Origin of the sequence: Pseudomonas sp. 8BK (assembly GCF_902506475.1) — a bacterium.
Lineage (GTDB): Bacteria > Pseudomonadota > Gammaproteobacteria > Pseudomonadales > Pseudomonadaceae > Aquipseudomonas > Aquipseudomonas anguilliseptica.
On the sequence record NZ_LR733252.1, the window covers coordinates 3,028,009 to 3,053,460 of the forward strand.

Below are 25,452 nucleotides of genomic sequence, written 5' to 3' on the forward strand. Positions count from 1 at the left end.
TCAAAGCACCTCTTCTACAGCTTTTTCCTGGGTCAACTTGCCCAGGTTGGCGAGAATCAGCAGGGTCGCACCGACAACCGTCAGGTACACGCCCAGATCGAACAACATGGCGGTGGCTAGCTCAATTTCACCGATCAGCGGGATATGGAAATGACCGAAGGCCGAGGTCAGGAACGGCCGGTCAAACAGCCAACTGCCCAGGCCCGTCAGGCCGGCAACCAACACGCCGAGGCCGGCCATGCCCTGATAATTCAGCGGCAGGCGCGACTGCGTCCACTGCACGCCGCTGGCGACGTATTGCAGGATCAGCGCCACGGCCGTCACCAAGCCGGCGATAAAACCGCCACCGGGCAGGTTGTGGCCGCGCAGGAAGATAAACACCGAGACCAGCAGCGCCATCGGCAACAGCACCCGCGACAGGGTGGCGAGGATCAATGGGTGGCGGTCACGCGCCCAGCTGCGGCCCTGCGCATCGACCTTCGGCTGGAACAGGCGCAGGCCGTCGAGCAGCGCGAAGATGCCTACGGCGGCAATCGCCAGCACGGTGACCTCGCCCATGGTGTCGAAGCCGCGGAAGTCCACCAGAATCACGTTGACCACGTTGGTGCCGCCGCCGCCCGGCACACTGTTCTCCAGGAAGAACGCCGAAATACTGTCGTAAGGCCGCGTCAGTACGGCGAACACCAGCATCGCCACCATCACCCCGCTGCCCACCGCCAGGCTGAAGTCGCGCAGACCGCGCAGGCTGCTCGACTCGACACGGGTATGCGCCGGCAGAAAGAACAGCGCGAGCATCAGCAGGATGATGGTCACCACCTCCACTGACAGCTGGGTCAGGGCCAGATCCGGCGCCGAATAGCGGGCGAACGCCAGAGCCACCATCAGCCCGACCACGCTGAGCATCAGCAATGAGACCAGACGCTGGCGATGGAAGATAACCGTCACAAGTGCGGCCAGGGCCATGATGCCCAGGCCCAAGGCAGTGATGCCGTCGATCTCCGCCATGGCCAGCGGTCCGCTGATTTGTGGCAACGAACTCAGGCCCTGGGTCACCACGATTAACGCTGCCGCGAGTAACAGAGCCAGGTAACGCTGCAGCGAAGCATTCTCTAACCACCGGGTCACGGCGGTACACGCCTGGATCACAAGCACTACACCACGTTCAAAGATCAACTTGGCATCTACGCTCGGCAGCCCGGCATACCAGCGGAACAGCGGCTGACGGAACACGTACACCAGAATCCCGCCGAACAAGGCAATAAAGCTCATCAGCAACGGCAGGTTGAAGCCGTGCCAGATTGCCAGGCTGTAACTCGGCACATCACCACCCAGGGTGGCGGCTGCGGCTGCGGCCAGCAGCGGCGCCACAGTGTAGGCCGGAACAATCCCCACCAGCAGGCAGAGGAACACCAGAATCTCCACCGGTACCTTCATATAGCGCGGCGGCTCATGCGGCGGGTAATGCGGCAAGTCGACCGGCTCACCGTTGAAGAACACGTCGTGGATAAAACGCAGCGAATAGGCCACCGAGAACACCCCGGCCAGAGTTGCCGCCGCCGGGATCACCCAGTTGAAGCTGCCCAGCAGGTGCTGATTGAGCGTTTCGGTAAAGAACATTTCCTTGCTCAGGAAGCCGTTGAGCAGCGGCACCCCGGCCATCGCCGAGGCCGCCACCATGGCCAGTACGGCCGTATGCGGCATGTACTTCCACATACCGTTGATGCGCCGCATATCGCGGCTGCCGGTTTCGTGGTCGATGATCCCCGCAGCCATAAACAGCGAGGCCTTGAAGGTGGCGTGGTTGATGATATGGAATACCGCCGCCACGGCAGCCAGGCGCGTATCGAGGCCGAACAGCAAGGTGATCAGACCCAAGTGGCTGATGGTCGAATAGGCCAGCAAGCCCTTGAGGTCATGCTGAAACAGCGCCATCCCGGCGCCGACCAGCAAGGTCACCAGGCCTGTGATGCTGACCAGGTAGAACCACCACTCCGACCCAGCCAGCGCCGGGTACAGGCGCGCCAGGAGAAACACCCCGGCCTTGACCATGGTCGCCGAGTGCAGATAGGCCGACACCGGCGTCGGCGCGGCCATGGCATGGGGCAACCAGAAATGGAACGGGAACTGCGCCGACTTGGTGAACACCCCCAACAGCACCAGAATCAACGCCAACGGGTACAGCTCGTGGGCGCGAATCGCATAACCGGCCGCTAGCACCTGGGACAGCTCGAAACTGCCAGCGATATGGCCGATCAACAGAATCCCGGCGAACAGCGCCAGGCCACCGCCGCCGGTCACGGCCAGGGCCATGCGCGCGCCTTTACGGGCATCCGAACGAGCACCCCAGAAACCGATCAGCAAAAACGACGACAGGCTGGTCAGTTCCCAGAACATCAACATCAGCAGCAGGTTTTCCGAGAGCACCACGCCGAGCATGGCGCCCATGAACAACAGGAGAAAGGCGAAGAAGCGCCCCATCGGCTCTTTCTTCGACAGGTAGTAGCGTGCGTAGAGAATGACCAGCAGGCCAATACCGAGAATCAGCAGAGCAAACAGAAAGCCCAAGCCATCCAGACGCAGGCTGAGATTCAGGCCCAGTGCCGGCAACCACTCCAGCTTGACTTTGAGCAGCTCACCGGCGAACACCGCAGACTGCTGCGAGAGCAGCACTACCAGCGCCGTCAGTGGCGCTACCCCTGCCGCCGCGGCGCAGGCGGAACGGCCCAGGCGCTCGGCCAGTAGCGGCAGAAAGATGCCGAGAAATGGCAAGGCGATGATCAGCGCAAGCGTCATAGAAAAACCCCTTAATACGAACCCGGCACGCACCCGTCCCCGGCTGACTCCCTAACCTGCTCACTGGCAGTCAACCACAGGCGTTTGCCTGCATTGCAACCCGCGCAAAAGTATTGCACCGCGCGCCGACGAAAGCCCGTCGACGCAAAAGCGTGCGCGATTATCCATAACTATCGGCCGGCCGTCATGGATAGAATTATTACTAAACGCTGAGTATTCCGCGAGCTTGCCTGAAAAACCTGCGAAACACCGATAAACATCTGGTTTATCTGGAAAAAAGACAATAAAAAACCGGATCAGTCAGAACTGATCCGGTTTCCTAGGAACTCAATGAGTAACGCGGCTGGTGCCATTCACGGTCATGATCCGTACACGCTCACCGACGCGGAAAATCTGATTCTCTTCAACGGCCTGGACGTAGGCCCGCATGCTGCCGTCATCCTCCAGCACGGTAATTTCCACGCCCTGGGTACGGGTCAGACCTTCCTCGGTCATCGCCCCCAGCAGACCACCGGCCACTGCACCGATCACTGCGGCTACCGCACTGCCACGGCCGCCACCGACGCTGCTACCGGCCACGCCACCGATTACCGCACCGGCACCGGCGCCGATTGGGGTTTTCGTGCCTTCAATCTTCACCGGACGCAACGCTTCGATGGTGCCCATACGCACAGTCTGCACAGTGCGTGCTTCATCACGCGAGTAGGTGTCGCCGGTCAGGCTGGAGGCGCAACCACCCAACAGGGCCAGCGCGGCAAACGAGGCAGCCAACAGAAAGGGTTTACGCATGATTGTTTCTCCAGTTAGGCAGGTGCTCATTAAAACGCCTGGGCAGCGCCGCTGTCACCCGCCAATATGCGGCAAAACTTTACCCAAGTTGCAGCGCAGGAGCCCGGCGCGACACTTCGCCGCGTGCAATCACGACCTCCAATCAGCCTAAGCTAAGACTTGGCTTGGGGGATTTATGGATTACTTCATCGTCGCCATCACCAGTGTTGCCGGGCTGTACTTCCACTGGTGGTTGTATGTGCGAATCAAACGCTGGATGGATCGCGACCTGGCGCTGTCACTGGCTGGCGACTCAACGGCCAAACGCAACTATATGCTTGCTCGCCTGGCTGAGGCGCAGGCCGCCGGCATCAAGCGCAGCGACCTGCCCGCCTGGCTGGAGCAAGCTGCCGCGAAGTACTCCGGCGACTGAAGCGAACTCAGGGGGCCAGGCGCTCACGCAGCCAGGCGGCGTCCTGCAAACGAAAATTAAGGCGGTCATGCAGACGGCTGGAACGGCCCTGCCAGAACTCGATACGCTCCGGCAGCAGGCGATAGCCCCCCCAGTGCGGCGGGCAATGTGGCGCGCGATCGAGAAACCGCTGCTCGGTTTCTGCCAGCAGGCCTTCCAACTCGGCACGGTCGGCAATCACCCGGCTCTGCGGCGAAGCCCAGGCACCCAATCGGCTGCCCAGCGGACGCACCTGGAAGTAGGCATCGCACTCTTCGGCACTCACCCGCTCGACGCGCCCTTCAATGCGCACCTGCCGCTCCAGGCTGGGCCAGAAGAAGGTCATGGCGGCAAAGGGATTGGCGGCCAGGTGCTGGCCCTTTGCACTGTCGTAGTTGCTGAAAAAGGTAAAGCCGCGCGTATCCAGACCTTTGAGCAGCAGCACCCGGCAATGCGGGCGCCCTTGGGCATCGACGGTCGCCAGGGTCATGGCATTAGGTTCGACCGGCAGTTGCTCGGTCTTCACTGCATCGGCAAACCATTGCTCGAACAGCGCAAAGGGCTCAAGCGGCGCTTGCCCCTCGCTCAAGCCATCGCGGGTGTAGTCACGGCGCATATCAGCCAGGGTTTGAGTCATCGGCAAATCCTCTCGAACAAGTACTGCCTAGCTTACCCGCGAGCGCTCTATCTGGCTTGATCTGCGGCAACACGCCGCTGCCTAGCGGCTATTGGAGCAGCGTCTTACTGGCTGCTGGCTGGCTTATCAGCCTTGGCTACAGTTTTCGCACTCTTGTCAGCGGCAGGCTTGACAGCGGCTACTGCAGTGACGGGTGCCGGTGCAGGTTGGCTGTACTTGGAAATCAACGCGTTGAGGGTGGCTTTCGAGGTCAGGAGGATTTCCACTCGGCGGTTCAACGCACGGCCTTGCTGGCTGTCGTTGGCGGCGCGCGGCATGTCCGAGCCCAGGCCCTTGACCATCAGACGGTTCTGCTTGAGACCGCTGAGGCGGAAAATTGAGGTGAACGCACGAGCCCGCTGGTGGCTCAGTTCACGGTTGGCGCTTACTTCACCGCTGCTGTCGGCATGGCCGAGAATCAGCACACCGATGGTTTCATCACTTTCCAGCAGTTTGGCCATGCGGCTCAGCGGGCCGAGGGTGGTCGGCAACATCATATGTGGACGGTCCGGGTTGAACGAACCCAGCACCGGCGCGGTAACGACTAGCAGGTTTTCGCGACGTTCAAACTCGAAATGGGTACCTTTGATCGCTTCACGCACCTTCGGCTCGTACACATCCAACCAGGCCTGAGTAACTGCTGGTGGCGGCATTGGCACCACTTTCGGCGCTGGCTTTTCGGATTTCTCGAAAAGGCTACAACCGCTGATCAGTACACACAGAGCGATGACGAGAGTTTTGTTAGCGAGCATCAGGTATCCACACGTGATAAGCAAAAAAGGAGCGGGTCAGTGGCCCGCTCAGAAGCGGACCATGCCATGTTGCGCAGCAGTCTAGCCGAGCCGGCTATAAACAATCAGCTAACAAACGCGCAAGTTTCTGCGCACGGGGGTCCATCAAGACGAACGGTCCTAGATTATTGGTAACAAAACCAAACGCCACGTCCCGCTCCGGGTCGGCAAAGCCAATAGAACCGCCGGCGCCAGGGTGGCCAAAGGCACGCGGGCCCATGCCGTAGGTGGCGTTGGCCACATCAGGCTGATCAAGCATGCAGCCCAGACCAAAGCGGGTGCGGGTCAGCAGGGTCTTGTCTTCACCTACCGCGTGCTCACGGGTCAGCTCGGCCAGCAACTCGCTTTCCAGCAACTGACCATCCAGCAGGCCGCTGTAGAAACCGGCCAGACTACGGGCATTGCCGTGACCGTTCGCCGCCGGCTGCTGCATGCGCCGCCACTCGGGCTTATTGGTACTGGTCATGATCGACGGTGGATTGGTGAAGGCCCGCGTGCTCATGGCCGCAGGCTCGCTCATCATGGTCTTGAGCAGGCGCTGGGCTGCTGCATCGCCGAAGTTGCCCTTGCCACGGGAGATGATTGCTACCCGCTCGAACTCTTCATCCGCCAGGCCAACATGGAAATCCAGCCCCAGAGGTTTGGCCGTACGCGCAACAATGGACTCGCCCGGCCCGCGCCCCTCAACTCGGCGCAACACCTCTCCCACCAGCCAGCCATAGGTGATCGGCGCATAACCATGGCCCTCACCCAATGGCCACCACGGCTGCTCGGCAGCCAGAGCCGTGGTCATCGCCTGCCAATCGTATAAGGCTTCAGCCGGCTGCATCTCGCGCAAGGCTGGCAGCCCGGCCTGATGGCTGAGCAAGTGGCGCAGAGTGATCCTGTCCTTGCCGGCTGCGGCGAACTCGGGCCAATAGCGTGCGACCGGCGCATCCAGCTCGAGCTTGCCCTCGCCCACCAGTTGCAGCGCGGTCACTGCAGTAAAGGTCTTGGTGCAGGAGAACAGGTTAAGGATGGTGTCGCTGTGCCAGGCCTGCTGACCCTCCTTGTCGGCAACCCCGGCCCACAGATCCACCACGGTTTCGCCGCCAATTTGCACGCAGAGCGCCATGCCGCGCTCTTGCGGCTCCTCGAACAGTGCCGCAAAGGCATCTCTCAGCGCTTCGAACTTGAGGTCGAAATAACCCTGTATCTGCACCACCCTGCCCCCTTCTTAAGTACTCGGCCAAATCTTCGGCAGATTGTTTCAGCTCTGACGCCTGCGGTGAACCCAGCACAAGGCTGGTAATCCTACTATCAGCTTGGCGAATAGCCTTTTACGGAGCCGCAGGAACTGGCGCGGTTACAGACTTGAGCAGCGTTCTCGGCACATCGCGGTTGGCTTTGCGCACGGCTTTGACAAAACCATCCCAAGGCCGATCGGTAATGGCGACCAGACCCAAATGGCCATTCTCACCGTCCAGCAGACGCCCGGTGAGCGGCTGATCGAGATACTGGAACCAGTGCACGCCGACGATTTGCGGCTCTTCCAGGGCCTTGCGCAGAAAATGCGCATAGGCCGGGCCGCGCTCTTCTTCCTTATAAACCTCGGCAACTCCGCCCCAGAACGGCCCACGGTCACGCGAGCCGAAGTGGAACTCGGTGACCATCAACGGTTTGTCCAGCTGGCGCAGGGCAGCAAAGTCGTACCCATGCTGCGGCTCACGGGTATAGAAGTTGAAACTCAACACATCGCAGAAGGTCGCACAAGCATTCACCGCCTCGGGGATGCTGCTGGCGAAACGCCCCCCCAGCAGCAGGTGATTGGGCGCGTGCCACTCAAGCGAATCGGCAATGGTCTTGAAGTAGGTCTCGGCATACAGGCGCAAGAATGCCTGCATGTCCTTCTCGATGGCCGGGTACTCGGCGCTTGGCAGCGGCGCTTGAAAACCCGGATCCTCCATCAGCTCCCAGGCCGGCAGCTCAATACCCCAGGCGCGGGACAGCCCATTCTGATTGCGATACTTGTCGCGCAGCTGCTTGAGGAAGGCACGCTTGGCCGGCACATCGGTGGTCAAGCGCAGCGTGGCGTAGGCCAGGGCGTAACGGCTGTTGGGGTCATCCGCAGGGCCGGCCCAGGCCAGTTCGTTATCGGCGAAATAACCAAGCAGCCAGGGATTGTCACGATGGTCGCGCGAAGCAATCGCCACTGCGCGTTCGGTGGCCATGGCAAAGCGCGGGTCGAATGGATCAGGCATCGCGCCCCACCAGTCGACGCCGGTGCTGATGGTGGCGTAGTCGCCATGAATCGACAGTGGAATACTGAATGGCATGCGCGTATCGCCGCCAAAAGCTGCGTCACTCCAGTTACCCAGGGTGTTGAAACCCCAGGCCTGCAGGCGGTCCTGGCTCAGCGTGCGCCAGGCAAGCGGATCAATCTGACCATAGCTGCGTTGCAAGTTGGCCTTATAGAAATCGAACCAGCGCCCGCTGGCAAACGCCCGGCCCTGATTGGCGCCGGTGTCGCTGCGGCTGTCGGAGGTACCGAAATAAGCCGCCAGCGCCTCACCCGGTTGCGGCAACCCGGCAAACATCGCCTCACGCCCTTCAACATAGGTGGCGCTCTGTTGAGCGGTGACCGCATTGACGCCCAGCGAGTAGAACGGATGGCCTTCAGGAGTGACCAGAAACCAGCGGCCATCGCGCTTCTCGGTACGGAAGAAACCGCTCGCCTCAAACGGCTGCCCGCCGGTCCAACCGGCAAACTTGTCCTGCGCAGGGCGTTCGGCCAGCCAGGTATGCAATTGTTTCTGCTCCTGAGCCACCGCCTGCTGCAGTTGCTCGTCGCTCTTAACCTTGCCCGGCCAATCAGCGCGCGTGTACTGGCCGTAACGGTCAACGATAGCGGCATAGGCCGCCGCCGAAAGTTGCTCGCCGTTTACGCCAAACTGGCTGATCAGAATATCTTGCGCGGCCTTCGGCTGCGGCATGGACAGGGTGACCGCGCTGACCTTGCTCAGATCCAGCGTACCCGTGACCGAATCCGCCAGCAGCAGGCGCTGGCCCTTGTGCGTCCAGGGCATCGGCACACCGGCACGCATGCCTTGATCGCGAGGCGAAGTAGCCTGCAAGGGAATCAACAGGGTTTGCGCAGGACCGGCAGGCAGGGCAATACGCGTGCTCAGCCGCTGGCCGTCAGTGCTATCGATCAGCACATCCAGAGTCAGCGTCCAGTCCATAGCGTTCTGCACACGCAGGCTCACCTGCGTTTGCTGCGACCAGTCCCAGCTACCGTCTTGCGGGGTCAGCTTTAGGCTCGGTTGTTCAGCGGCATGGAAGGTCACTCGCCGCAGCACTTCGCCTTGCGGAGTCGGCTCGCCAATGCGGTTGGGTAGATCGGCATCCTGCGTCGTGACCTGCACGGCATCCATTGGCCGGACAAAATTGAACAGTTCCTGCGGCTCTTTCGCCATGGCTGCGCCGGCAAACCCCACGAGCGCTGATACCAGAACAGCCGTTTGCAGCCTGCGCTTGACCTTCACGAACCACACTCCCCCATTGTTTCAACCGCCTCGGGCGATACTGCCCGAGGCAAAATCCAGGCCCTGTTGCTGACCAAGGCATTGTCCACGCACATTAGGAACCGATACCGTGCGGCGAGTTGCCTACCAGATGGACTGCTAGCTGATTTCCCGACGAAACGGCGGCAAGGCATTGAGAATCGACTTGCCGTAGCGCTGGGTGACCACGCGCCGGTCCAGCAGGGTGATAATGCCGCGATCCGCTTCGGTACGCAGCAGCCGGCCGCAGGCCTGCACCAGACGCAGCGACGCATCCGGCACAGCAATCTCCATAAAGGGGTTGCCGCCACGCGCTTCGATCCACTCGGCCAGGGCCGCTTCCACCGGATCGTCCGGCACGGCGAAGGGTATCTTGGCGATCACTACATGCTCGCAGTAGGCACCCGGCAGGTCGACGCCTTCGGCAAAGCTGGCCAGGCCAAACAGCACGCTTTCCTCGCCGGAATCCACCCGCGCCTTGTGCTTGTTCAGGGTTTCCTGCTTGGACAGGTTGCCCTGGATAAACACCCGCTTGCGCCAGTCGCGCTCCAGGCCGTCAAAGACCTCCTGCATCTGCTTGCGCGAGGAAAACAGCACCAGGGTGCCCCGAGAGCCCTCAACCAGATCAGGCAGATCGCGAATGATTGCCGCCGTGTGGGCCACCGCATCACGTGGATCAGCATTCAGGTTGGGTACCCGCAGCACACCGGCGTCGGCGTGATGGAACGGGCTCGGCACCACCGTGGTAACCGCCACTTTCGGCAAGCCCGCGCGCATACGGTAGCGGTCAAAGGTGCCCAACGCCGTCAGGGTCGCCGAGGTCACCAGGGCGCCATAGGCGACATTCCACAGATTACGCCGCAGGGTTTCGGCGGCCAGGATCGGACTGGCATTGACCTCGATATCGAACAGCGCACCGCTGTCGGCCAGGGTCAGCCAGCGTGCCATCGGCGGGCTTTCCTCCGGATCTTCAGCGGTAAAGGCCAACCACAGCTCCCAATTTCCCTTGGCCCGCGCCAACAGGCTGCCGAAGAGCGGATACCATTCCTCGGCCTGGTGACTGGCAATACCGACAGCGCCCTCACCATCCATCGCTTCTTTAAGCTGCTCAGTCACGCCGGTGAACAGATCATTGAGCTTGGAAAAACCTTTTTTCAGCTCCAGACCCAGCTCGGTCAAATGCTCCGGTACCACACCGCCGATAAACCGATGGCGCGGCCGCTCGCGCCCCTGCATATCTTCGCCCGGTTTGAAATCGGCTACCTGCTCGCAAGCGGCAAACATAAATTGCTGCTGGGTTTTGAGCTCCCGCGCCAGTTCCGGCACCTGCTCAATCAGCCTGCCTAGATCCCCGGGCAGCGGATACTGCGCCAACAGCTTGGTCAGGTTCTTGTCGATCTGGGTCAGCCAATCGGCAGTCGAACGCAGACGGGTGAAGTGGGCGAAATGGCCGATGGCCTTGTCCGGCAGGTGGTGACCTTCATCGAACACGTAGAGGGTGTCGCGCGGATCCGGCAGCACCGCCCCGCCGCCCAGCGCCAGATCGGCCAGGACCATGTCATGGTTGGTGACGATCACATCAACCTTGCCCATGCCCTCGCGTGCCTTATAGAAGGCGCATTGCTGAAAGTTCGGGCAATGCCGATTGGTGCACTGGCTGTGATCGGTGGTCAGTTGCGACCAGCGTGTGTCTTCCAACTCTTCCGGCCAGCTGTCGCGGTCGCCGTCCCATTTATTGCCAGCAAGTTTCTCGATCATCGTGGTGAACAGCTTCTGGCTCTGCTCATCAACATCGATCTTGAAGCCTTCTTCCTCGAACAGCTGGGCGGTGGCGCTTTGCGCCTGGCCTTCCTGCAGCAGGATATCCAACTTGGATAGACACAGATAACGACCCCGGCCTTTGGCCAGGGCGAAGCTGAAATTCAGCCCGCTGTTGCGCATCAGATCTGGCAGATCCTTGTGCACGATCTGCTCTTGCAGGGCCACGGTGGCCGTGGCGATCACCAGACGCTTACCTGCTGCCTTGGCAGTGGGAATTGCCGCCAGGCTGTAGGCCACGGTTTTGCCCGTACCGGTGCCGGCCTCAACAGCCACCACTGCGGGGTCACCCAGGCGCCGGCCCTCGTCATCAGTCTTGATCGCCCCCAGCACCTTGGCGATTTCAGCAATCATCAGGCGCTGGCCGTAACGCGGCTTGAGCGACTTGGCTTCGAGAAAACGGGAATAGGCGCCCTGGATCTGGGACTTGAGTTCGGTACTGAGCATGGGATCTTGGCGCGAAAAGGCTGGATAAATTTTCAGTGTTTGCAATCGGCGGCTATCATAGCGCGCTAATCGATCCAGCGCTGAACCGCTTAGAACCTGTTTACGATCTCTCGAGCTAGAGCCTTTTTCTAGCGCCCAGGGCCGACGCGCGGCAGATCGGAAATAGACTCTTAACCAACAGGAGTGCCTGCATGACCCCTTACGCCTTCGTCTACAGCCTGCACCTACTCGCCGCCCTGGTCTGGGTGGGCGGTATGTTCTTCGCATGGATGATCCTGCGCCCGGCAGCCGTCGCCGCACTGGAAGCCCCAGCTCGTCTAAAACTCTGGCTGGAAGTCTTTCCGCGGTTTTTCTACTGGGTATGGGCGGCGGTGATTGTGCTGCCGGTCACCGGCGTAGGCATGTTGCACCTGCGCTTCAGCGGCTTCGATACGGCGCCGCGCTACGTGCACATCATGATGGGGCTGTATATCGCCATGCTGGCGCTGTTTCTACGGATTCAGGCCTTGCAACTACCTGAACTGCGCCGCGCTGTGGCGGCAGAGGATTGGCCGAATGGCGGCGCCGTGCTTGGGCGTATTCGCCGACTGGTTGGCATCAACCTGCTGCTGGGATTGCTGGTGGTGGCAATCGCCGGTATCCGTCCCTCGTTCTAAAAACGCTCAAGCAGCCGCTGCTCTTGGGGCAGCGGCTAGCATTCAAAGCGGCTCAGAACTGCACGATATTCAAGGCACCTGCCGGACCTGGCTCACCGGCACGCCCTGGCTGCCCTGGCTTGCCATCGCGAGCACCAGCGGTGCTGTACAACCAGCAACCCTTGCTCACGCCACCTTGACCGCCCGCACCAGGCGCACCCGGCTGACCGCCGTTGCCGCCATCCAGACGCACCTGCAATTGCTCAACCGGAAAGCCCTGCGGGACTTCCAGGCGCACCTGCGCACCGGCAGCACCCGGCTGGCCATCCCCCCCGTTCAAGCCATCATGGCCGCGACTGGCTTCACCCCAAGTGCAACCACCTGGTTTGCCATCGGCACCAGCTAGACCGGCATAACCAGGCGCACCTGTACCACCGCGGGCATCCAGCACCAGGCTTTCCAGGGTCACAGACTGCAAACGCAGGCTCAGGTGACGCCCCGGCAACGCCGGCTTCTCAGCACTGCCCTGGGCTCCGCGCGCACTGATCTGAGCACCACTGGCAATCTCGGCAGCGTCCACTTCGAGGCGCAATACCTGATCACTGGGAGCAATCGCCAGACGCGCATCGCGCCCCAGAGTTAGCTGCGCCACACGAATTTCGGTCAGCCCGGGGGGGATCAACAAGGTGCCGTGATCGGCAATTTCCAGACGATCCAGCAGTAATACGCTGGTATTGCTTGGTAGGCGCATAACCGCATGGGAGTCGACTTCAATCACCACCTGAGCCAATGCCAGTGGACTGAATAACGCAGCGAGGACGAGCAGCTTACGCATTTTCGGCCTCCATCTGCAGCATTTGCTCAGGCTCGGCTACAGCCCCTTGCTCGGCTGGCAACCCAAGCAACTGAAAAACACCAAATAGCATGACCTGTACACGCTCTTGAACAGGCTTGGGGCAAGCGGCAATGCGCTTGCCAAAGAACCACAGCTCAAGCGCATGGATCAGCAGAATAAAAGCCCCGGCGCCGTTCAACAGCAGCGCGAAAGGTTGTGCAAAGGGTTGCAGCAGATTTGCCAGTACAACGCCCCAGAACAATGCCGTCAGCACCTTACCCAACGTCAGAAATGTCTTCATATCCGCCCCCGGCAGTTTTTTATTTTGCTGCACCTTATCTGCTTTGGGAGTGTGCTGCCAGAAGACCAGTAAAAACCATGGAGGCCAAATGCCTTCACAGCTTTTACTGGGTTAAAACCACTCTCTCGCTGGCAGGCCGTTGCGAACCAAAGAGCTAGGTTCGCAACGGCCTGCCAGCGCATCACATCAGCTATGGCTGTGCTTCGACCTCCGCTTCAACACGGCGGTTGATTGCCCGTCCGGACTCGCTGTCATTATCAGCAACCGGCCGCGACTCACCGTATCCAACAGAGGAAACCCTGCCACTGTCGATGCCATGCTGATTGACCAGCACATCACGCACCGCATTGGCACGCCGCTCAGACAGCCCTTGGTTATAGGCATCACTGCCTACGGCGTCAGTATGCCCTTCAACGGTTGTAGTGGTTTGCGGGTACTGCTTCATAAAATCAGCGAGGCTCTTGATGTCGGCCTGACTGTCTTCTTTGACGTCGGATTTGTTGAAATCGAACTTCACATCCAGTTCTACCCGAACCGATTCCACCATTTCGATGGGCTCAGGCTCTGCTTCAGCAGGCGTACTGGCATATTCCTTGATCGGACAGCCGTTGTGATGCACCGGCGTATTAGGAGGAGTACCTGAACAACGATCGCGGCGATCAAACACACCGTCGTCGTCTTCATCGCCATCCTGGGCGTAACAAATCAGCGTACCAATGACCGCACCGGCCACGGCACCACCTGCTGCCCACGTAGAACTTTCGATTGCGCCCAGACCTGCACCGGTCAGACCGCCAATTGCACTGCACAGGGGCCAGTTCCCTTGGTTGAGCGGCGCATCTCCCGTACTGGAAGTTGTGACACAACCTGAAAGAACACTGCTGACCAAGAGAATGGGGGCCACCCCCATCATGGATCTAACTCTCATGGTAGAAATCTCCTGTAATGCCGGCTACTGCCGGTAACTAAGGAGTAAAGACCTACCCTTCAAGCTGCACAAGCCAGACCCCGGAGGGTCTGGCTTGTTTTCTTCAGAAAGCCTGGAGTCAGACGATCAAGGACGAGCTTCTACTTCTGCTTCTACGCGACGGTTGACAGCACGGCCATCAGCGCTGGCGTTGTCCGCAACTGGGCGAGTTTCGCCATAGCCCACAGCGTTAACACGATCGCTACCTACGCCGTACTGATTAACCAGTACATCACGCACCGCATTGGCACGACGCTCGGACAGGGTCTGGTTGTAAGCATCGCTACCGACGGAGTCGGTATGACCTTCAACCACAGTGGTGGTTTGTGGATATTGAGTCAGGAAGTCAGCCAGGTTTTTGATGTCACCGTAGCTTTCTGGTTTGACCTGAGCCTTGTCGAAGTCGAACTTGACGTCCAGCTCTACACGTACAGCTTCGGCTGGTTCGGCAACTACTACTTCTTCAACCACTTCTTCAACCATAACAACCTGCTCATCACTGGCACCATGCACCCAGCAATACGCAGCGGCCATGCCCGCGCCAACGACTGCACCACCGCCAGCCCAGGTAGAGCTTTCAATAGCGCCCAGAGCAGCACCGCCCACACCGCCGATCGCGGCACAGGTTGGCCAATCCGTTTTCTGCAGCCCGGCACAACCGGTCAAAAAGGTACTCGCGACAATCAGGGGTAATGCTTTCCTGGTGATGCTCATATATACGTCTCCTATTGGTAAATCGGCAAAAACCGATACTGACGAAGTAAAGACGCCAGTAACAAAATATGCCAGAGAATATGCAAACACATTACTAGCACGATCCGCACTAGGCCGCACTGCTGCAGCACGTTAGTCTTTGCGCACTTGAGCGAGGAGCCGTTATGCCTGCAACCCCGTCCACCCGAACACCCCAGCAAGCCCTTGCTGCCCTGTTGGCACGCTACACGCCAGAACGCCTGTTGGTAGTCGGTAGCCGAAAACTACCTGCGATTGACGCATTTATCCAGGCCCATCCAAGTTGCCATTTGGTGCACGCGGATGCAGGCGCCCTATCTAATGAAGTGGCCGCCCAACGTTTCGATCTGGCGCTGATTGTCGACTGCCTTGAGCACTTGCCGAAACGCACCGGGCTAGAGCTGCTCGGTGGTATTCGCAACCTGAATGCCAGCCGCATTGCTGTACTGGTCGATTTGCACGCCTGTGACTGGCAGGAGACCGACTTCTTTGCCCTGGCCCTGCAGGCCAGTGAGTGTTTCCAGCGCGATGAACAGACACTTAACCTGTTCACCTATGACCTGCTCGACTACAAACAAGTACCCGACTGGCTGAACGCCAAGTTCTGGGCCAACCCGGAAAACTTCGGCAAGTACTGGTGGTAAGCCCATGAGCAGCACAACCTGCCCATGCGGCAGCGGCCAACTGCTGGCAGCCTGCTGCGGCCTTTACCACGCAGGTACTCCGGCGCCCAGCGCCGAAGCCTTGATGCGTTCGCGTTACAGCGCCTATGCCCTAGGGCTTATCGACTATCTGCTGCGCAGCACATTACCAGCCCAGCAAGCAGGCCTCGACCACGAGGCTATTCGCGCCTGGAGCCTGGGCAGTACTTGGCTTGGACTTGAGGTTGATGAAACGCAGCTGATCGATGGCGAACCGCAGCACGCCTACGTCACTTTTACTGCCCACTGGCGTGATGAAAGCGGTGCACACAGCCACCGCGAACGCTCGGCCTTCGTACGCAATAACGGCAACTGGTATTTCATTGACCCGACCGTTGAGCTGAAACTTGGTCGCAACGACGCTTGCCCCTGCGCCAGCGGACTGAAGTTCAAGAAGTGCTGTGCCAGCTATTTCTAACAACTGAGGCGGGTGTTCGCGCAGAAAGCCGCATTACAGTACTTTCTGCACGCTCAAACTAATCCTGCAATTTCAGATGGGAAATATCCGGTGGCGGCCCTGCTGGAGCTTTTTTCGCCTCGCCCATATCGCTACCGGGCGGTGCCAGGCTGAACTGCGACAAATCCAGTACCGGTGCCTGCACCGGTGGTTTGTCATCCTGTACATCGTCGCCCAATGGCGCAATGCCAAAATCAGGGGCATCCACTTCCGCAAACGCGGCCATATATTCATCACGCGGCGCTACCTGCAGGCGCCCCGCCGGTTGACTGCTGGCCGGTGTTGTAACCGGTGTGGCAATTGGTGCCGCAGCAACAGGCGGCGCGGCCAACTCAATTTCTTCGATTTCATCATCCAAGCAGGTCACTTCGGCAACAGCGCCAGCGCGCTCCAGGGTCGAGCGGTATTTTTCCGCCCCAGCCGCATCCAGATTGCTTTTGATCACAATGCGCCGCCCCGAAAACAGCAGCGCCAGCCGCTGCTCATCCGCCTGAAACAGCTTGGCCAGGTTAGCTTTCACCAACTCCAGTTGGGCCCCCGGAACCAACTGCGCACTAAAGGCAATTTCGTAGCGAGCCATAGTCATACTCCTGTCCTATTCGTTGCTCAGTATGGCGCAGGTTTTTTTACCGTCACAACAGGTTGCAGCCAAGCACTTGCTTGTTACACTGATGCGTCATTCGGAGTATGCAATGTTTTATCAGGCGCAAACGATAAGAATTCTCAGCCTATTGATGTTTTTTGGCCTCCTGTCGGGCCTTAGCGGTTGCTCCTCTCCTGGCGATCTTAAGTCGCCCGAAGTACGCCTCGTTAAAGTCGACGTCGTAAAAGCCAAACTGCTGGAGCAGCATTTCACGCTGCGCTTTCGCATCGATAATCCCAACAGCTTCAGCCTGCCGGTGCGCGGGATGGATTACTTGGTGTATCTGAACCAGGTCAAACTGGCTGAAGGCGAATCCAGCGTTTCGTTCACTGTGCCTGCTCACGGCCACCATAATTTCTCCATCCCGGTGCGCACCAACCTCTGGCGCCACTTGCGGCAGATCGTCAAGGCCCTGGAAAAACCTGATCAACCCATCCCCTATCGCCTGCAAGGTGCGGTAAAAACCGGCTGGTTGTTCGGACAGAGCGTGCACATGTCGCGCAATGGCGAGATAATTCCCGGCGATTACATCCCGGAGTAACTCGCATGACCCAGCAAGAACACGTCCACGGCCCTGACTGCAATCACGACCACGATCACGCACACCACCATGATCACGGCCACGTGCATGGCCCGCACTGCAATCACGGCCATCAGGAACCTGCACGCAACGCCCTGAAAGACGTTGGTCGCAACGACCCCTGCCCATGCGGCAGCGAGAAGAAATTCAAGAAATGCCACGGCGCATAAGCCTGCGATGAATAACCTCACCCTGTTCGCCCTGATCGGCAGCTGCGTGTTGATTGCCGCATTAGCGCTGTACGCCCTGCAGCTGTGGCGACGTGTCTGGGCTCAGGAAAAAGCCCAGACCGAGGCGCTCAATACTCAGCGCGAACGTATCGGCGGCGATCTGCATATCCTCGCCAGCAGTTTGCTCGAAGGGCAGTTACCACTGATCGAGGGCGCCATTCGGATCAAGGTGCTGCTGGATAACTACGACAGCAGCCTCAGTCAGGATCAGCGCTGTGAGGTTTTTCACCTGCTGTTTGCGGCAACCGCCCAGGTGCCGACCCACGCAGAGTGGAAGGCTCTGGAGAAAAGCGTACGCCGCCAGCATGAGCAGCGTTTCAGCGAACTTGAGCTGCAGCACAAGGCAGCTGCTCGCGCCGCCGTCCGTTGGCTGCTTGATGAGGCTCTGCCGCCACTGCGCCGAAGCGCCTGATTCCCTCACCCTGTGCCTTGTCAGGCGCAGGGCGGCTGGCTAACGTAGTACGTCCGCACCTGCGCGCCAACGCCCCGGTCGGAAAGCGCATACCCCAACCGACCGTTTTCCACCCGCAAGGAGCCTGCTGCATGCTAGCGCGCGCGTTACGCCCCATGAGCCACTTCAGCCTCGCTGCCCTACTCACGGCCATGGTCGTGCTCACGGGCTGCCAATCTTTGCTGAACAGCCGTTACAGCGACAGCGTGCACCCGGACCAGGGCATCGTACGGGTCAAAGGACTGGCGCAAAGCGTGGTGATTCGCCGCAACCCGCTAGGCATGCCACTGATCGAAACCACCACCTTCCACGACGCGCTATTCGCCCTGGGTTATGTGCATGCCAGCGACCGTCTCAGCCAGATGGTCGGCCTGCGCCTGATGGCAGAAGGTCGACTGGCTGAAATGGCCGGCCCCGGCGTGCTGGAAATGGACCGCTTCATGCGCGCGGTCAACCTCAAGAAAAGCGCCGAGGTGCTCTACAGCAATGCCTCGCCGCGAATCAAGAAGTTCTTCGAAGTCTATGCCCGCGGTGTCAACGCCTACCTGTTCCGCTACCGCGACAAGCTGCCGATGGACCTGGCCGAGTCCGGTTATCGCCCACCCTACTGGAAAGCCGAAGATTCGGTGCTGGTGTTCTGCCTGCTGAATTTCGGCCTGGCGGTCAATCTGCAGGAAGAAATCGCCTCTTTGGTACTGGCGCAGAAGGTCGGGAGCGATCAACTTGCCTGGCTGCTGCCAACCTATCCCGACGAACCGTTGCCATTTGACGAGGCTGACAAACTCAAAGGCCTCGATCTCAAGGGCCAACTGGCCGGCCTCAACGCCGTTAGTTCCGCCGTCAGCCAATTCGCCGACACCCATATGCTCGGCGTAGCGGCATCCAACAACTGGGCCTTCACCCCGCAACGCACCCGCAGCGGCAAAAGCCTGCTGGCCAACGACACCCACCTGCCGCTGTCGATGCCGTCAGTGTGGAATTTCGTGCAGATCCGCTCACCGAAGTTCCAGGCCGCAGGCGTATCGATTGCCGGCGTGCCGGCGGTAGTGGCCGGCTTCAACGGCAAACTGGGCTGGGGCATGACCATGGTCATGGGCGACAACCAGGATCTGTTCCTTGAACAGGTCAAGCAGCAAGGCGGCCGACTGCACTACCTGGCCGACGGCAAATGGCTGCCCGCGCAGGAGCGCCAGGAAACCTTCTTTATCAAAGGCCAGCGTCCAATCCGCGAAACCATTTTCGAAACCCGCCACGGCCCCCTGCTGAATTCGGTACTGGGCGAGCGTAAACACATGCTGCAGCCCATGCAGCTGAGCAGTCGCTACGGTCTGGCCCTGAAAACCACCCAGTTCGAGGCCGACAAGACCCTGGACGCCTTCTTCGACCTGTCGCGGGCGCAATCGGTTGAACAGGCCTTCGAGGCCACCCGCGAAGTGCGCGCCATGCCATTGAACATTGTCTTCGCCGATGCCCAGCATATCGGCTGGCAAGTGACCGGGCGCTTCCCCAACCGCCGCGCCGGCCTGGGCCTGATGCCCTCGCCGGGCTGGGACAGCCAGTACGCCTGGGACGGCTTCGCCGACCCGATGCTGCACCCCTACGATCAGGACCCGCCGCAAGGCTGGCTGGGCACCGCCAACCACCGCACCGTGCCACGCGGCTACGGCATGCAGCTGTCCAGCTCCTGGTTCTACCCTGAGCGTGCCGAACGGATCGCCGCATTGGCAGCAACGGGCAGGCATGACAGCCAAAGCATGATTGCCATGCAGTACGACCAAACCTCGCCCTTCGTGGCCAAACTGCAGAATATGTTCAGCGCACCCGGCATGACTGAGGGCCTGAAAGCCGCTATCGATGCCCTGCCAGTAGCCGAACGCAACAAAGCCCGCGAGGCCTATGCCCGCCTGATGAAATTCGACGGCAAGATGGCCGCCAGCTCGGCGGATGCCGCGCTGTACAGTGCCTTCCTCTACCAAAGCGCACGGGACACCTTTCTCGACGAACTGGGCCCGGAAAGCAGCCCGGCCTGGAAGGCTCTGGTCGATACCGCCAATAACTCCTATTCGGCCCAGGCCGACCATCTGCTGGGCCGCGAGGACAGCCCGTTCTGGAACGACACCCGCACCGCACAACGCGAAGACAAACCCGCGATCCTCGCGCGCAGCCTGGCCGGCGCCGTGACTCTGCTGGAGAGCAAACTGGGCAGTCAGCGCAGCGCCTGGCAGTGGGGCAAGCTGCACACCTACAACTGGACCACCGAGACCACCCAACTGGCGCAGTACATGAGCGCTAGCCAACGCACCGGCATTAACGCCATCAAGGGCTATCTCGACCGTGGCCCCTACCCGGCCGGCGGCGATCACGGCACGCTGAACGTTGCGGCCTACAAATGGGGGGAGAACTTCGATACCTGGCTGATCCCTGCCATGCGCATCGTCGTCGACTTCGGCCGCGAAGAACCGCTGATCGGCCTCAACAGCTCCGGGCAATCCGGTAATACGGCCAGTAAGCATTACGCTGACGGTATCGACGCCTGGCTGAAAGGCAGCTATATGAGCTTCCCCTTCCAGTCACAGAACCTCGACAAGGTCTATGGCAACAAGCGCCTGCTGCTGATGCCAGGCAACTGAGCCGCCTTACAGGCCGAAGACCGTTCGTCGGCAACCGCTGAACCAATTCAGCGGTTGCCGCTCAGATAAAGTGGACTTACTCCACACATCATCGTTTTAGGGCGCCTCTGGCGCCCTTTCTTTTATGCCTGCCATCTATGGCAGCCACCCTTCAGGCCATCGCTTCGCGACGTTAAAACTGCTCCAGGTATTTTTTGGCCCGCAATTTAACTCAGCAGGCTGCGATCGAAGGTGAAAACTCCAGACGCCTGAGGCTGATGTGCCATAAGTGATTGAGGCCGCCCCATCTTCGGGTAGTTCTTCTCGCCGGTATCGCTGATCCAGCCCTGCTGCTTCATCTTTTCCAGACGTCCACGTAGGGTGGTGTGCTGGACCGCCTGGCCAAGGCTGGCCTGAAACGCCAGCAGCGCCTCGGTCACGGTAAAGCGCGGGGCCAGCAGATAGAGCGGCAGCGAGGTATACACCGATTTGCTGGCCAGCCGCTCCCGCGCTTGCGCCACCAGTTGCACATGGTCGAATGGCAGCGGAAATCCTTCGTCGAGCACCTGCGTCAGGCTGGCAAAACACCAATCATCGCCCGGCAACTCAGTATCGGCGGGCAACAGCGCCAGGTAGAAGGTACTCAACGACCAACCGCGCGGGTCACGCAGCGCATTACCCACCGTTGCAACCTGCTCCAGATGCTGCGGCTGCACCCGCGCCCTTTCTTGCAGCGCACGGGTCGCGGCAGCATCCAGACTGAGGTCGGCGCAGCGACCATTGACCAGCACACCAGGCAACGCCAACTGCGCGGCGAACGGTGCCTGGGCACGACGAATCAGTAACAGTTCCAACTCGCCCGCCCCGCTCAGACGCAGCGCAACAATATCCACGCTGGCCAGCACTTCTGCAGAAGCCATCATCCCTCCAATCCCTTCGACTTATTTCATCTTGACCAATAACCCGACGAAATTCACGTGTTTCGCAGAAAAGCGCTTGACCACATATTACATCAGATGAAATATGTAGCCATGCAAACGCGTAACAAGGAGCGCTACCCATGAAAATCGCCAGCTTTGACGTCGACGCACAAAAGGGCTTCACCCCGCTGTGTCCAGATGAGCTGCCAGTGGCCGGTGGCGAGCAGATCGCACCCGCTCTGAATGAGCTGGCCAGCCGCGCCCACTTGCGCCTGGGTAGCAAGGATGCGCACAGCCCGCACGCCGCCTGGATCGCACCGAGCCATGCGCAAATGCTCAAACCACTGCCGCTGGTCAACGCCGATCTCAGCTGGGTCAGCCACTGCGTGCCGGGCACGCCTGGATTCGAGCTGCTGGATGAACTGCCACTGCCGCTGGACTACGACTACTTCGTGTGGAAAGGCGTCGAACCGGACCTGCACCCCTACGGCGCCTGTTACCACGACCTGGCCGAGAAACGCAGCACGGGCGCCATCGAGTTTCTCCTGCACAATGGCGTACAGCGCGTACTGGTCGGCGGCCTGGCCCTCGACTACTGCGTGAAGACCACCGCCCTGCAACTGCGCCGTGTCGGTTTCAAGGTCGGCGTCTATCTGCCGGCCTGCCGCGCCATTGCCGAAGCAACCGCGCAAAACGCCTGCAGCGAGATGTGCGCAGCAGGCATCGAGCTGTACGCCAGCCTGGACGAGCTGGACGCGGCCCTCAACACGGACAAGAGGAATTGATCATGGGTGAAAGCGTATTTGCCGAGCGGATCGTGCAGAACCTGCTGGATACCGACTTCTACAAGCTGACGATGATGCAGGCGGTGCTGCACAACTACCCCAACGCCGAGGTGGAGTGGGAATTCCGCTGCCGCAATGCCGAGGACCTGACGCCCTATCTGGCCGAGATCCGCTACCAGATCGAGCGCCTGAGCGAGTTGAGCATGAGCGCTGACCAGCTGGCCTTCCTCGAACGCATTGCGTTCATCAAGCCGGACTTCATCCGCTTTCTCAGCCTGTTTCGCTTCAACCTGCGCTACGTGCACACCAGCATTGAAGACGGCCAGCTGTGCATCCGCCTGCGCGGGCCTTGGCTGCATGTGATCCTCTACGAGATCCCGCTGCTGGCCATCGTCAGCGAGGTGCGCAACCGCTATCGCTACCGCGAAGTGGTGCTGGAGCAGGCCAGCGAGCGCCTGTACCAGAAGCTCGACTGGCTCAAAGGCGAGGCTTCGGCCGCCGAACTGGAAGGTTTCCAGATCGCCGATTTCGGTACCCGCCGGCGTTTTTCCTACCGGGTGCAGGAGCAGATGGTGCACATTCTCAAGCACGACTTCCCCGGCCGTTTTGTCGGCACCAGCAACGTGCACTTGGCCCGCGAGTTCGACCTCAAGCCCATTGGTACCATGGCCCACGAATGGCTGATGGCGCATCAGCAGCTGGGCCCGCGACTCATCGACAGCCAGAGCGCCGCGCTGGACTGCTGGGTGCGCGAATACCGCGGCCTGCTTGGCATTGCCCTGACCGACTGCATCACCATGGATGCCTTCCTGGCCGACTTCGACCTGTACTTCGCCAAGCTGTTCGACGGCCTGCGCCACGACTCTGGTGATCCACTGCGCTGGGCAGAAAAGGCCATCGCCCACTACGAAAAGCTTGGCATCGACCCCAAGAGCAAGACCCTGGTGTTCTCCGACGGACTCACCCTGGAGAAATCGCTACAGCTCTACCGTGCACTTTACGGACGGATCAACGTAAGCTTCGGCATCGGCACTAACCTGACCTGCGACATTCCCGGGGTCGAACCGATGAACATCGTAATCAAGATGACCGCCTGTAATGGTCAACCGGTTGCCAAGATTTCCGATGCCCCGGGTAAGACCCAATGTCGCGACGACAACTTTGTCAGCTATCTAAAACATGTTTTTCGCGTCAGCGACGCCCAGTGAGGACTTTGAAATGAGCAATCGCCAAGCCGAAATCGCCGCCGCCCTTGATGTGGTCGCGCCCTTCGCCGATACCGCCGCACTGCTGGCGCAGATCGACAAACGCAAGGCCTTTATCAAACAGTGCCTACGCAGCTCCGGTCTCAAGGTGCTGGTTTTGGGCATCAGCGGCGGCGTCGACTCGCTGACCGCCGGCCGTCTGGCCCAGTTGTCCGTAGAAGAGTTGCGGGCAGAAACCGGTGATCAGGCCTACCGTTTTATCGCGGTGCGCCTACCCCACGGCACTCAGCACGACGAGCAGGACGCCCAGGACTCACTGAAATTTATCCGCGCCGATGAAGAAGACACGGTGAATATCGCGGACAGCGTACTGGGCCTCGGCGAGCAGGTGACTCATCTGCAAAAGCTCAGTGACGCCCGCCGCGACTTCGTCACCGGCAATATCAAGGCACGTATCCGCATGGTCGCCCAGTTCGCCATCGCCAACGCCAACAACGGCCTGGTGATCGGTACCGACCACGCCGCTGAAGCGGTGATGGGGTTTTTCACCAAGTTCGGCGACGGTGCCTGCGACATCGCCCCGCTATCGGGCCTGGTTAAAGGCCAGGTGCGAGCCATCGCCAAACACCTGGGCGCACCGGAAAACCTGGTGTTCAAGGTGCCAACAGCGGATTTGGAAGAACTGCGCCCCGGCAAGCCAGACGAAGAAGCCCACGGCGTCAGCTACGCGGAAATCGATGCCTTCCTTCATAGCCAGCCCGTGCGCGAAGAAGCCTACGCCATCATCGTGCGCACCTATGACGCCACTCGCCATAAGCGCGAACTGCCGCTGGTTCCCTGAGTTTCAGATATCCATGAAAAAGCCGGGCATTGCCCGGCTTTTTCGTTACAGCGACCGATCAAGCCCTAGGCAGGGTCACACCCAACTGGCCCTGGTACTTGCCGCCGCGATCCTTATAAGACACTTCGCACGCCTCATCAGACTGCAGGAACAGCATCTGTGCCACACCTTCGTTGGCGTAGATCTTCGCCGGCAAGGTGGTGGTGTTGGAGAATTCCAGGGTCACGTGGCCTTCCCACTCCGGCTCCAGCGGGGTGACGTTGACGATGATGCCGCAGCGCGCGTAGGTGCTCTTGCCCAGGCAGATGGTCAGCACGTCACGCGGAATACGAAAGAACTCCACGGTGCGAGCCAGGGCGAAGGAGTTCGGTGGAATGATGCACACATCGCTTTTCACATCGACAAAACTCTTCTCATCGAAGTTCTTCGGGTCGACGGTGGCTGAATTGATGTTGGTAAACACCTTGAATTCATCGGCGCAGCGCACGTCGTAACCGTAGCTGGAAACGCCATAGGAAATTAGCGGCTGCGCGCCCTCGGCACGTACCTGGCGCTCGACGAAAGGCTCGATCATGCCGTGCTCTTGAGCCATGCGGCGAATCCATTTATCCGATTTGATGCTCATGGCGGGTGTCCTGCTTATGGCGAAGGGTGAAAAGTGCACGCATCTTACCGGGGCCGGCTACTGGGTTCAAAGGCTCTTGAGCCAGTGCCAGACGCAAAACGTTAAAGCGCCTGTCTGTCGCTAAATAACAGAAAGATGCACAGAGCATTCGCGCTTAGCGCCAAAAGCGGGTATGGTGGGCCCACTGTGCTGCATGTGTCACCGCGAATCGCTACTTGATGCCTAGATTTCGATCAAACATCGTCCGACTCCTAGTACTCGTTGCACTCAGTCCCGGCCTGGGCTTTTCCAGGGCTGTTATTACTTTTGTTAGGAGACATTCACATGTCCAATCGTCAAACTGGCACCGTTAAGTGGTTCAACGATGAGAAAGGCTACGGCTTCATCACTCCACAATCCGGTGACGATCTGTTCGTACACTTCAAAGCTATCCAGAGCGATGGCTTCAAGAGCCTGAAAGAAGGCCAGCAAGTGACTTTCGTGGCCACCCGTGGTCAGAAAGGCATGCAAGCTGAGGAAGTTCAGGTTGTCTAACCTGCACTAACCCGCTTGAGAAAAAGCCCCGCCTAGTGCGGGGCTTTTTTATGTTCAGCACATCCATGTGCTTCACCCCTTCGGGGCTTGCGCGCAAAAATGCTCCCGGCATTTT

At 59.9% G+C, this 25,452-nt stretch carries 25 protein-coding genes and 1 pseudogene; 12 read left to right on the forward strand and 14 right to left on the reverse strand.

The features are described from left to right. Entirely contained in the window at positions 1-2,793 is a 2,793-nt protein-coding gene (locus ACIN8IBEIGE_RS14175) for a monovalent cation/H+ antiporter subunit A (protein ID WP_160015229.1), read from the reverse strand. Between the two features lie 327 nt (positions 2,794-3,120). Continuing rightward, the gene (locus ACIN8IBEIGE_RS14180) at positions 3,121-3,582 is read right to left on the reverse strand and encodes a glycine zipper domain-containing protein (protein WP_090384856.1); all 462 of its coding nucleotides are present in this window, start codon (positions 3,580-3,582) and stop codon (positions 3,121-3,123) included. A gap of 175 nt (positions 3,583-3,757) precedes the next feature. Here ACIN8IBEIGE_RS14180 and ACIN8IBEIGE_RS14185 point away from each other — a divergent pair, with 175 nt between their 5' ends. Beyond that, positions 3,758-3,994, forward strand: coding sequence for a hypothetical protein (locus tag ACIN8IBEIGE_RS14185; RefSeq protein WP_160015230.1), 237 nt, complete (start codon positions 3,758-3,760; stop codon positions 3,992-3,994). A gap of 7 nt (positions 3,995-4,001) precedes the next feature. Here ACIN8IBEIGE_RS14185 and pdxH read toward each other — a convergent pair whose 3' ends face one another. From pdxH to dinG, 5 genes are all read right to left on the reverse strand, one after another. Next, complete coding sequence (gene pdxH / locus ACIN8IBEIGE_RS14190; protein WP_160015231.1) at positions 4,002-4,649, reverse strand: pyridoxamine 5'-phosphate oxidase; 648 nt, start codon at positions 4,647-4,649, stop codon at positions 4,002-4,004. A gap of 104 nt (positions 4,650-4,753) precedes the next feature. Next, positions 4,754-5,440 carry an OmpA family protein gene (locus tag ACIN8IBEIGE_RS14195; RefSeq protein ID WP_090384845.1) on the reverse strand — a complete coding sequence of 229 codons (687 nt, stop codon included), beginning with the start codon at positions 5,438-5,440 and terminating at the stop codon, positions 4,754-4,756. 94 nt (positions 5,441-5,534) lie between these two features. Continuing rightward, positions 5,535-6,680 carry a serine hydrolase domain-containing protein gene (locus ACIN8IBEIGE_RS14200; RefSeq protein ID WP_160015232.1) on the reverse strand — a complete coding sequence of 382 codons (1,146 nt, stop codon included), beginning with the start codon at positions 6,678-6,680 and terminating at the stop codon, positions 5,535-5,537. A gap of 118 nt (positions 6,681-6,798) precedes the next feature. Beyond that, positions 6,799-8,934 (reverse strand): beta-agarase, encoded by a 2,136-nt coding sequence (locus ACIN8IBEIGE_RS14205; protein ID WP_160015233.1) that lies wholly within the window; start codon positions 8,932-8,934, stop codon positions 6,799-6,801. Between the two features lie 207 nt (positions 8,935-9,141). Then, entirely contained in the window at positions 9,142-11,286 is a 2,145-nt protein-coding gene (gene dinG, locus ACIN8IBEIGE_RS14210) for an ATP-dependent DNA helicase DinG (RefSeq protein ID WP_160015234.1), read from the reverse strand. 191 nt (positions 11,287-11,477) lie between these two features. Between dinG and ACIN8IBEIGE_RS14215 the strand changes: the two genes are divergently transcribed. Beyond that, positions 11,478-11,942, forward strand: a complete 465-nt coding sequence (locus tag ACIN8IBEIGE_RS14215; RefSeq protein WP_160015235.1) for a CopD family protein — start codon at positions 11,478-11,480, stop codon at positions 11,940-11,942. 52 nt (positions 11,943-11,994) lie between these two features. On the opposite strand, the gene ACIN8IBEIGE_RS14220 is transcribed toward ACIN8IBEIGE_RS14215, so the two are convergent. The 4 genes and pseudogenes from ACIN8IBEIGE_RS14220 to ACIN8IBEIGE_RS20985 form a co-directional block, all read right to left on the reverse strand. Beyond that, positions 11,995-12,756, reverse strand: a complete 762-nt coding sequence (locus ACIN8IBEIGE_RS14220) for a collagen-like protein (RefSeq protein WP_160015236.1) — start codon at positions 12,754-12,756, stop codon at positions 11,995-11,997. Next, the gene (locus ACIN8IBEIGE_RS14225) at positions 12,749-13,090 is read right to left on the reverse strand and encodes a DUF1145 domain-containing protein (protein ID WP_256665164.1); all 342 of its coding nucleotides are present in this window, start codon (positions 13,088-13,090) and stop codon (positions 12,749-12,751) included. Before ACIN8IBEIGE_RS14225 ends, ACIN8IBEIGE_RS14220 begins: the two co-directional genes overlap by 8 nt. A gap of 157 nt (positions 13,091-13,247) precedes the next feature. Next, entirely contained in the window at positions 13,248-13,985 is a 738-nt protein-coding gene (locus ACIN8IBEIGE_RS14230) for an OmpA family protein (RefSeq protein ID WP_160015237.1), read from the reverse strand. Between the two features lie 126 nt (positions 13,986-14,111). Continuing rightward, positions 14,112-14,465 (reverse strand): annotated as a pseudogene (locus tag ACIN8IBEIGE_RS20985) (OmpA family protein); the annotation flags it as partial. 437 nt (positions 14,466-14,902) lie between these two features. Between ACIN8IBEIGE_RS20985 and ACIN8IBEIGE_RS14240 the strand changes: the two are divergent. Beyond that, positions 14,903-15,400 (forward strand): DUF6231 family protein, encoded by a 498-nt coding sequence (locus ACIN8IBEIGE_RS14240; RefSeq protein ID WP_160015238.1) that lies wholly within the window; start codon positions 14,903-14,905, stop codon positions 15,398-15,400. Positions 15,401-15,404: 4 nt separating this feature from the next. After that, complete coding sequence (locus ACIN8IBEIGE_RS14245; RefSeq protein WP_160015239.1) at positions 15,405-15,875, forward strand: YchJ family protein; 471 nt, start codon at positions 15,405-15,407, stop codon at positions 15,873-15,875. A gap of 58 nt (positions 15,876-15,933) precedes the next feature. Here ACIN8IBEIGE_RS14245 and ACIN8IBEIGE_RS14250 read toward each other — a convergent pair whose 3' ends face one another. Next, the gene (locus tag ACIN8IBEIGE_RS14250; protein WP_160015240.1) at positions 15,934-16,494 is read right to left on the reverse strand and encodes a hypothetical protein; all 561 of its coding nucleotides are present in this window, start codon (positions 16,492-16,494) and stop codon (positions 15,934-15,936) included. 112 nt (positions 16,495-16,606) lie between these two features. Here ACIN8IBEIGE_RS14250 and ACIN8IBEIGE_RS14255 point away from each other — a divergent pair, with 112 nt between their 5' ends. From ACIN8IBEIGE_RS14255 to ACIN8IBEIGE_RS14270, 4 genes are all read left to right on the forward strand, one after another. After that, entirely contained in the window at positions 16,607-17,098 is a 492-nt protein-coding gene (locus ACIN8IBEIGE_RS14255; RefSeq protein ID WP_090384801.1) for an LEA type 2 family protein, read from the forward strand. Between the two features lie 5 nt (positions 17,099-17,103). Next, positions 17,104-17,307: an SEC-C metal-binding domain-containing protein gene (locus ACIN8IBEIGE_RS14260; protein ID WP_090384798.1), complete on the forward strand. Its 204-nt coding sequence runs from the start codon at positions 17,104-17,106 to the stop codon at positions 17,305-17,307. Between the two features lie 7 nt (positions 17,308-17,314). Then, positions 17,315-17,779: a DUF2489 domain-containing protein gene (locus ACIN8IBEIGE_RS14265; protein WP_160015241.1), complete on the forward strand. Its 465-nt coding sequence runs from the start codon at positions 17,315-17,317 to the stop codon at positions 17,777-17,779. A gap of 155 nt (positions 17,780-17,934) precedes the next feature. Next, positions 17,935-20,448 (forward strand): penicillin acylase family protein, encoded by a 2,514-nt coding sequence (locus ACIN8IBEIGE_RS14270; RefSeq protein ID WP_372240018.1) that lies wholly within the window; start codon positions 17,935-17,937, stop codon positions 20,446-20,448. 206 nt (positions 20,449-20,654) lie between these two features. On the opposite strand, the gene ACIN8IBEIGE_RS14275 is transcribed toward ACIN8IBEIGE_RS14270, so the two are convergent. Next, positions 20,655-21,347 (reverse strand): NUDIX hydrolase, encoded by a 693-nt coding sequence (locus ACIN8IBEIGE_RS14275; RefSeq protein ID WP_160016389.1) that lies wholly within the window; start codon positions 21,345-21,347, stop codon positions 20,655-20,657. Between the two features lie 140 nt (positions 21,348-21,487). Here ACIN8IBEIGE_RS14275 and ACIN8IBEIGE_RS14280 point away from each other — a divergent pair, with 140 nt between their 5' ends. Genes ACIN8IBEIGE_RS14280 through nadE form a run of 3 tightly spaced genes read left to right on the forward strand, consistent with a single transcriptional unit; the run spans position 21,488 to position 24,178 of the window. Next, positions 21,488-22,132 (forward strand): isochorismatase family protein, encoded by a 645-nt coding sequence (locus ACIN8IBEIGE_RS14280; protein WP_160015243.1) that lies wholly within the window; start codon positions 21,488-21,490, stop codon positions 22,130-22,132. Between the two features lie 2 nt (positions 22,133-22,134). Then, positions 22,135-23,340, forward strand: coding sequence for a nicotinate phosphoribosyltransferase (gene pncB / locus ACIN8IBEIGE_RS14285; RefSeq protein ID WP_160015244.1), 1,206 nt, complete (start codon positions 22,135-22,137; stop codon positions 23,338-23,340). A 10-nt stretch (positions 23,341-23,350) separates the two neighbouring features. Further along, positions 23,351-24,178 carry an ammonia-dependent NAD(+) synthetase gene (nadE, locus tag ACIN8IBEIGE_RS14290; protein ID WP_160015245.1) on the forward strand — a complete coding sequence of 276 codons (828 nt, stop codon included), beginning with the start codon at positions 23,351-23,353 and terminating at the stop codon, positions 24,176-24,178. 58 nt (positions 24,179-24,236) lie between these two features. Here the strand turns inward: nadE and dcd are convergent, their stop codons facing one another. After that, positions 24,237-24,803 carry a dCTP deaminase gene (gene dcd / locus ACIN8IBEIGE_RS14295; protein WP_090384763.1) on the reverse strand — a complete coding sequence of 189 codons (567 nt, stop codon included), beginning with the start codon at positions 24,801-24,803 and terminating at the stop codon, positions 24,237-24,239. A 324-nt stretch (positions 24,804-25,127) separates the two neighbouring features. Here dcd and ACIN8IBEIGE_RS14300 point away from each other — a divergent pair, with 324 nt between their 5' ends. Continuing rightward, a complete protein-coding gene (locus ACIN8IBEIGE_RS14300; RefSeq protein WP_004423761.1) occupies positions 25,128-25,337 on the forward strand; it encodes a cold-shock protein in 210 nt (69 codons plus the stop codon). Positions 25,338-25,452: the final 115 nt, after the last annotated feature.